The sequence below is a fragment of the Collinsella sp. TF05-9AC genome, from assembly GCF_003438495.1.
GTDB lineage: Bacteria > Actinomycetota > Coriobacteriia > Coriobacteriales > Coriobacteriaceae > Collinsella.
In genome coordinates, this window is record NZ_QSSH01000052.1 from 317 (window position 1) to 8616 (window position 8300).

An 8300-nucleotide genomic window follows, 5' to 3' on the forward strand; every position below is an offset into this window, starting at 1 on the left:
CGCGGCAATCTGGAGCCCGTCCCCAAATACCTATAAATATGCAGGTCAGCGATGTGTTAACGATGTGCCAGCGGGTGCGCCGCCAAATAGACCTCGGTCAGTTGCGTACGATCGACATGCGTGTAGACCTGCGTGGTCGAAATATCGGCATGGCCCAAAATCTCCTGCAGCACACGCAGGTCGGCGCCGCCCGCAAGCATATGGGTGGCAAAGGAGTGACGCAGCGTATGGGGATGGAGCCCCACCAGTCCCACCTGGCGCCCGTAGCGCTCACAGATGGCATGGATGCCCTGGCGCGACAGACGGCGGCCGTTCTTATTTAAAAAGACCGCCGAGGTCTCGGTTCCGCGGGCATGGGCCGCCAAGCGAGAACGCCCCTCAGTTACATAAAGCGCCAGAGCTCGCGCCGCGCTTCCCACCAGCGGGGACAGGCGTTCCTTCGAGCCCTTACCGCGAACGAGCACAAAGCCATCGTCGATATGGATATCGCCCACATCGAGCCCCACCAACTCGCTCACACGCAAACCGCATCCGTAGAGCACTTCCAAGATGGCATGGTCGCGCAAGCCCATCTCGCCCTCGGGGAAGTCTTGATCGAGCAGCGCCGAGACATCCTCCACCGATAGATACTCCGGCAAACGCTCAGCCTTTTTAGGCAGGCGCAACGCCGCCGTTGGATTTTGGGCCACAGCCCCATCGCGCACCAAAAAGGCATGCAGGCCCTTCACGGCCGCAAGCGCACGCTCCACCGAGGCATCCGAATAGCCCCCATCGCGACGGTCGGCGACAAAGCCCTCCACGACCTGACGGGTCACCTCTTCAAAAGACACAATACCCGCCCGCTCCAGATAGGCGCAGTACGTCGTCAGGTCACGACGATAGGCCGCAATCGTGTTGCGCGCCAAACCCCGCTCGACCGCGAGGTAATCGAGATACTCCCCCGCCGCCACGGCGAGCGACGAGGGAGTAGCTTCGGTATGTTCCTTATTCGCCGGCACCCTTAGTCCGTAGCGAGGTTCATGGGCGTCACCTGCAGACGGTCGACACCCTCGTGCTGGCCGATCGAAGCGCGCACGAACTCGCGGAACAGCGGCTGCGGGTTGGTCGGGCGGCTCTTGAACTCGGGATGAGCCTGGGTTGCCACATACCACGGATGCACGTCGCGCGGCAGCTCGACCATCTCGACCAGGCGCTCGTCGGGCGACAGACCCGAGATAACCAAGCCGGCGTCCTCGAGCTGGTCACGGAAGGCGTTGTTGAACTCAAAGCGATGACGGTGACGCTCGTAGACGAGCTCCTCGCCATATGCCTCGCGAGCAAGGGTATCGGCGGCGAGCTTGCACGGATAGGCGCCCAGGCGCATGGTGCCGCCCTTCTCGGTCACGTCCTCCTGCGAGCTCATCAGATCGATGACGCTAAACGGGCCGTCCGGATCGAACTCGGAGGAGCTGGCGCCGGCAAGGCCGACGACGTTGCGGGCGAACTCGCACACGGCCACCTGCATACCCAGGCAAATGCCCAGATACGGAATCTTGTGCTCACGGGCAAACTCGGCCGCGAGGATCTTGCCCTCCAGGGCGCGCTTGCCAAAGCCGCCGGGGACCAGGATGCCCGAGGCGTCGCCCAGAACCTCGGAGACATTCTGCTCGTCGAGGCTCTCGCCGTCGACTAGCTGAACGTCCACATGGCGATCGTAGAAGACGCCCGCATGGTGCAGGGCCTCGATAACCGACAGGTACGCATCGGGCAGCTGCGTGTACTTACCCACGACGGCGATCTTCACCTTGTCGGCGTGATGGTTGGCGTGATTCTGTTTGCGCAGGAACTCGTTCCACTCGCTCATGTCGCGCTCACGCGGGTCCAGACCCAGGCGCTCGCAAATGCGCAGGTCAAAGTCCTGCTCGGCAAGCAGCTGCGGAACATCGTAAATGCTCGCGCAGTCCTCGTTGGTAAAGACACAATCGGTGTCGACGTCGCAGAAGCTTGCGATCTTTCCGCGGATAGCGTCATCGATATGGTGGTCGGAGCGCAGCACGATAATATCGGGCTGGATACCAAAGCTGCGGAGCTCCTTGACGGAATGCTGCGTGGGCTTGGTCTTGACCTCGTGGGCGGCGGCGATATAGGGAACGAGCGACACGTGGATGTAGCAGACGTTCTCGGGGCCGGCCTCCTTGCGGTACTGACGGATGGCCTCGACAAACGGTTGGGACTCGATGTCGCCGATCGTGCCGCCCAGCTCGGTGATGACTACATCGGAGCCGGTCTGCTCTTCAATGCGGCGGAACTTGTCCTTAATGGCATTGGTGACGTGAGGAATCACCTGCACGGTACCGCCCAAAAAGTCGCCGCGACGCTCGCGGGCGATCAAGCTCTTATAGATGGCGCCGGTCGTAAAGTTGGAATCGCGGGTCAGGTTCTCATCAATAAAGCGCTCGTAATGGCCCAGGTCCAGGTCGGACTCGTAACCATCCTCGGTAACGAAGAGCTCACCATGCTGGAAGGGGCTCATGGTACCGGGGTCGACGTTCAGATACGGGTCGGCCTTCTGCATCGTTACTTTGTAGCCACGCGACTTGAGCAGACGGCCCAGCGAGGCCGCGGTAATACCCTTGCCCAGGGACGAAACCACGCCACCGGTTACGAACACATGCTTGGTCATATTGAGTTACCTGCGCTTCCCGTAGAAGTTGTTTATCCACATCTTACGGGTCTTCATTGTAATACTCGCGCCGCGGACCGTTCGCAATTTTTCTTGCGTGCGATTGCATTTCTCAATCTTGAAACAAAACGCCGCCCGGTTTCCCAGGCGGCGTCGCTATGGCAAGGGTTACATGCTGCTATCGATCAGCAACCTCGTCCTCAAGCATTTCTTGAACGAGCATGCCGGTACGGACGCCCTCAAGATACCACTCGCCACGTTCGGTGAGGCAAATGCCATTTGCAAGCTGACCGCCGTCGTCGCTATAACGCGAGACGACATCAATCATGCCTTCGGAATCCAAGCGATCGATTGCGGCGCGGGCACGATACGGCGAAACCCCCACGCGCTCGGCAAGCGTTTTGCGCGAGAAACCATACGGCCCGCCATTGTCTTTGGTTTGCTGGTCGATCTCCATCAACACCAGCACCTCGACACGCTTCATATCGTTGACACTCGCACGACCCTTGCCCGCCATAGCAGCCTCCTCAAACCGAGCACGAGCATCTAACGCGCCGTGCGCGACCGACACACCTCACGATGGCAGGTAATATCCATCATGCGGCATCCCGCTAAGGATGAAACAGTTACGGTTATTGTATACCGCTCAAATTGTCTCTAGGCAGGTAAACAGCTATTTTTCGCCGAAATAGGCGCTTTATTGATCAAAAAGCCGTACCGGGCGCTAACCCGATACGGCCAAAATGCAATGCAATTACCGCGGTGCTTCAAACTTAGCGATGGAAGAAACCGCGGCGCTCAAACTTGGGCTCGCAGCACACGTTGATACCCAGTTTGCGCAGTACCGTCTCGTCCGTCGGCGAGATAATCACGCTAAAGAAGGCATCGCAGCCGCGCAGCTGCTCCAGGCCCGAAAGGACGCGAGCGGCCGTCTCACTCGTGGCCGAGGTGATCGACAGCGCCATAAGCGTCTCGTCGGTGTGGAGGCGCGGGTTTTTGCTGCCCAGGAAATGCGTCTTGAGCTTGCTGATGGGCTCGATCGCCTCATCGCTAATGACCTCGAGCTCAAGGTCGACGCCCGAGACATGCTTGAGGGCGTTCATAATGAGCGAACTTGCGGCGCCCAGGCGCGTGGAGGTCTTACCGGTCACCACGGAGCCATCGGGCATGACCATGGCACCCACGGGACCACCCGTCAGCTGCTCCCTGGTGAGGGCCGCCGAGCGCGCCGGTGAGTAGTTCTTATCGATGCCGGCTTTCTTCATAATAATCTTGAGACGGTCGACTTGCTCATCGCCCACGCCGGTACGGCGCACATTTTCGACCGCGGTAAAGTAGCGGCGGACGATCTCCATCTTGGAAGCGTCGCGGCAGGCATCGTCATCGGTGATGGCAAAGCCGACCATATTGACGCCCATGTCCGTAGGGCTCTGGTAGGGGCTCTTGCCCAGGATCTTTTCCATCAGGGCACGGACTACCGGGAAGGCCTCGACGTCGCGGTTGTAGTTGACCGTGGTCTTGTTGTAGGCCTCAAGGTGGAACGAATCGATGATATTGGCGTCGTCGAGGTCAGCCGTGGCGGCCTCGTAGGCAATATTGACCGGATGCGTCAGAGGAAGATTCCAGACCGGGAAGGTCTCGAACTTGGCATAGCCGGCGGCGGTACCGTGCTTATGCTCGTGATACAGCTGCGAGAGGCAAGTAGCGAGCTTGCCCGAGCCGGGGCCGGGTGCCGTCACGACAACGAGCGGACGCGTGGTCTCGACAAACTCGTTCTTGCCGTAGCCATCGTCGGACACGATCAGATCGACATCGTGCGGATACCCCTCGATGGGATAGTGCAGCTTGGCGGGAATACCGAGCGCGTTCAGGCGGTTGCGGAACACATCGGCAGCAGGCTGGCCGGCGTACTGGGTGATAACCACGGCCGCGACAGCAAAACCGTTGCCGCGGAACAGGTCGACCAGGCGCAAGACGTCCTCGTCATAGGTAATGCCCAGGTCGCCACGGGCCTTATTCTTCTCGATGTGGTTCGCGTTGATCGCGATGATGACCTCAACGTCATCGGCAATGCTCTTGAGCATGCGAAACTTGCTGTCCGGTTCAAAACCCGGCAGCACGCGACTCGCGTGATAGTCGTCAAACAGCTTGCCGCCAAACTCCAAATACAGCTTGCCGCCAAACTGCGAGATGCGCTCCTTAATATGAGCGGCCTGCAGCTCGATATATTTCGCGTTGTCGAAACCCTGGCGCATGTATGGCTCCCGTCCCGTTTCCATTTAATGTTCTAGGCGATTATAACGGAGCTCGCCCTCCCCGATATCCAAACCATCAACAGGCACCAACCAAACACGCCATCAATAAGTTGCGGTGGAATAGTTCCCGTTTAACCCCTCCAGACGGCCAAACAGGAACTATTCCACCGCAACTTCCCCTTTTTGGTTCAAACAAACCTGGCCTTTGTATCAATAATGGAAACGTGCAGGTTGAGCATAAGCCAGCGAAAGCCCGCCAGAGTAGGCAAAGCGCCCTCTGCACCAACAATGGAAAGCGCCGCAGGCAGAGGACGGACAGCGAGCGCCGTCCAGAACGTACAAGTTGGCATGAAAAAGGCGAGGCATAGACCTTTTGGTCATGCCTCGCCTTTTGAATGACAAATTGTCGTTCTGGACGGCGCGTAGCGTCGACCGGTTCCGCGGTTTGGTAAAACCGCGGAACAAAAAGTCGCCCCCTCCCGCGCACGGAACGGAAGGGGGCTAAAGGTAGGAGTCTACCGGTGGGTTTACCCCGCCGGACAGACGATGACCAGGTGATCCTCTACAGGATCGTCAAGGTTTCCGTGGGGTACCCGTTGGGTACTTAGATCAACACGCAGGCGACGGTCAGGATGATGGCGCAGACGACGGAGAGCGCGACGATGAGCTTAAGGGCAAACTTGAGCCAGGTCGTCCACTCGATCTTGGCCAGGGCGAGACCGCCCATGATGGCGCCGGAGGTCGGGGTGAATAGGTTCACGACACCGATGGCGGCGGAGAAGATCATGACCATGACCTCAGGCGAGAAGCCGAGCTTAACAGCCAGCGGCCCCATGATGGGCATGGAGACGGTGGCCATACCGGAGGTCGAGGGGATCAGGAAGGACAGGCCGAAGTAGACCAGGAAGCTCATGGGAGCGAAGATCACGCCGGACAGGCCAGCCAGGGCATTGGCGGCAGCGTCGAGGACGAAGACATCGAGGCCGGTGTTAGCCATGAGGACGGAGATACCACGGGCGAGGGCGATGACGAGAACAACGGACATCATGTCGGCAGCGCCGGTGATGAAGGTGTTAACGATCTGCTTCTCGGACAGGCCACCGATGATACCGATCAGGACGGCCATGAGGAAGAACCAGGTGGAAGCCTCGTCGAAGTACCACTGGCCAATGGGCAGGCCGGTGATCAGGGCAGACCAGCCCTGGACGACGGCGTTACCGTCGGCGTCGTAGACAGCGCCAGCGTCGAAGAAGTTGGCGACGCCCTCGTTGAGGTCGGCCAGCGGAATGAAGCCGACGATCATGACGACGAAGGTGAAGGCGAAGGCGATCAGAACACCCTTCTGACGACCGGTGAGCTTGACCTCCTTGTGGACCTCGGAAGCAGCCTTGCCGTGAGCCTCTTCGGCGTCCTTGAGCTCCTGCATCGACAGGATGGTGGAACCCTTGTCAGCCTTGACCTTCTTGGCATAGTTCATCACGAAGAAGATGGACATAGCGGTAGTGACAATCCACAGGACGGCACCGAGGCCGATGATGATGGACTGGTTGACCTCAATGCCAACGCCGGTCAGAGCGTCGACGGCAGCGCCGACGGCGAACGGGTTAACCGTGGAGCCCAGGCAGCCGCAGCCAGCGCCGAGCAGGACGGTAGCGGCACCGACCATGGGGTCGAAGCCAGCAGCCATCATGGTAGCGGCGAGCAGGGCGTAGAAGGGAACGGTCTCCTCGCACATACCATAGGTGGTACCACCGAGGGAGAAGATGAGCATCAGCACGGGAATGAGCATAATCTCGTTGCCCTTAAGCTTCTGCACCAGAACGGCGATGCCGTTGTCCAGGGCGCCGGTCTCGGTCATCATACCGAGGAAGCCGCCCAGGATCATAACGAAGAGGCAGACGGGCAGAGCGTCAGCGAAGCCCTTAATCGGGGCGGTGCAGAAATCGCTCAGACGGGCGGCAGTAACCGCGCCGCCGGACGTGCCGGAGACGATAACGGTAATCACTGCGACAATTGCCAGCAGAGCAAGAAGAATGGTGAACGATGAAGGCATACCGCGCTTTTTCTTAGCGGTCTCAGTCATAGTTCTCATCCCCCCTTCATAAATCATTTACTGATCTCGCCAGAAGCGGCTCTTCCGTGCCGTGCCTGCCGCTTGATGCGAGATTATTACCAGATAAAACCGCTCGGGGTGTGCAGCAATACACCCCGAGCGAGATGCTAGATGCTCTTACTTGAGCGTGGCGTACATGACAGCCTTGATGGTGTGCATGCGGTTCTCAGCCTCGTCGAAGACCTTGGAAGCGGGGCTCTCGAAGACCTCGTCGGTGACCTCCTGCTCGGTGATGCCGAACTGCTCGCACTTCTCGGCGCCAATGGTGGTGTTGGTGTCGTGGAAGCTGGGCAGGCAGTGCAGGAAGATGGCACCCGGGTTGGCCATAGCCATGACCTCGGAGGTGACACGATACGGGGTGAGCTGAGCGATGCGCTCGGCCCAGACCTCGTCGGGCTCGCCCATGGAGACCCACACGTCGGTGTAGATAACGTCGGCACCGGTGACGCCGTCCTTGACGTCGGTGGTCAGCTTGATGGTGCAGCCGTTAGCCTCGGCGATGGGCTTGCAGGCCTCGATGACGTCGTCAGCGGGCATGCACTCCTCGGGGCCGCAGGCCACGAAGTTCATGCCGAGCTTGGAGCAGACGACCATGAGGGAGCGAGCGACATTGTTCTTGCAGTCGCCCATGAAGACGAGGGTCTTGCCCTTGATGTCGTAGTTGAAGTTCTCCTGGACGGTCAGGATGTCGGCGAGCATCTGGGTGGGGTGCCACTCGGTGGTCAGGCCGTTCCACACGGGCACGCCGGACTTAGCAGCGAGCTCCTCGACGTCGTCCTGGGCAAAGCCACGGAACTCGATGCCGTCATACATGCGGCCGAGAACGCGGGCAGTGTCCTCGATGGACTCCTTCTTGCCCATCTGCGACGAACCCGGATCGAGGTAGGTGACGCCCATGCCCAGATCCATGCCGCCGACCTCGAAGGCGCAGCGGGTACGAGTAGAGGTCTTCTGGAAGAGCAGAACGATGTTCTTGCCCTCGAGATAGCGGTGCGGAACGCCAGCGCGCTTCATATCCTTGAAGTTCTTGGAGAGCTTGAGCAGGTACTCGATCTCCTCGGTGGTGAGGTCGAGAAGCTTGAGGAAGCTACGGCCGGAAAGGTTAACACCCATGGTTTGATTCCTTTCGAAGAAATGAATTACGTAAGTATTAGTGGTGCCCGTTTAACGGGCGAAGCCGGTGCGGTTGTAGGGGGACCGCACCGGAAACGGAAAGACTTAGAGGTCCTCGCGCCAGAAGGGCATGCTCATGCAGCGCGGGCCGCCGCGG

The 8300-nt window shown here is 59.6% G+C and carries 6 protein-coding genes; all 6 read right to left on the bottom strand.

The features are described 5' to 3' along the window. Positions 1 to 56: 56 nt before the first annotated feature. On the bottom strand, positions 57 to 998 hold the full coding sequence (gene xerD / locus DXC52_RS09550) for a site-specific tyrosine recombinase XerD (protein ID WP_171021485.1): 942 nt from the start codon (positions 996 to 998) through the stop codon (positions 57 to 59). A 2-nt stretch (positions 999 to 1000) separates the two neighbouring features. Continuing rightward, a complete protein-coding gene (locus DXC52_RS09555; protein ID WP_117747069.1) occupies positions 1001 to 2662 on the bottom strand; it encodes a CTP synthase in 1662 nt (553 codons plus the stop codon). Between the two features lie 178 nt (positions 2663 to 2840). After that, on the bottom strand, positions 2841 to 3179 hold the full coding sequence (locus DXC52_RS09560; protein ID WP_117747070.1) for a hypothetical protein: 339 nt from the start codon (positions 3177 to 3179) through the stop codon (positions 2841 to 2843). A gap of 256 nt (positions 3180 to 3435) precedes the next feature. Further along, the gene (locus DXC52_RS09565; RefSeq protein WP_006234276.1) at positions 3436 to 4917 is read right to left on the bottom strand and encodes a DUF1846 domain-containing protein; all 1482 of its coding nucleotides are present in this window, start codon (positions 4915 to 4917) and stop codon (positions 3436 to 3438) included. A gap of 604 nt (positions 4918 to 5521) precedes the next feature. Further along, entirely contained in the window at positions 5522 to 7009 is a 1488-nt protein-coding gene (locus DXC52_RS09570; protein WP_333494017.1) for a YfcC family protein, read from the bottom strand. A 138-nt stretch (positions 7010 to 7147) separates the two neighbouring features. After that, positions 7148 to 8143 carry an ornithine carbamoyltransferase gene (gene argF / locus DXC52_RS09575; protein WP_006234279.1) on the bottom strand — a complete coding sequence of 332 codons (996 nt, stop codon included), beginning with the start codon at positions 8141 to 8143 and terminating at the stop codon, positions 7148 to 7150. Between the last annotated feature and the right edge of the window lie 157 nt (positions 8144 to 8300).

Coding starts and splice junctions, on each gene's coding strand:
- DXC52_RS09555 (WP_117747069.1), bottom strand. CDS start 2,662: ATGACCAAGCATGTGTTCGTAACCGGTGGCGTGGTTTCGTCCCTGGGC.
- DXC52_RS09560 (WP_117747070.1), bottom strand. CDS start 3,179: ATGGCGGGCAAGGGTCGTGCGAGTGTCAACGATATGAAGCGTGTCGAG.
- DXC52_RS09565 (WP_006234276.1), bottom strand. CDS start 4,917: ATGCGCCAGGGTTTCGACAACGCGAAATATATCGAGCTGCAGGCCGCT.
- DXC52_RS09570 (WP_333494017.1), bottom strand. CDS start 7,009: ATGAGAACTATGACTGAGACCGCTAAGAAAAAGCGCGGTATGCCTTCA.
- argF (WP_006234279.1), bottom strand. CDS start 8,143: ATGGGTGTTAACCTTTCCGGCCGTAGCTTCCTCAAGCTTCTCGACCTC.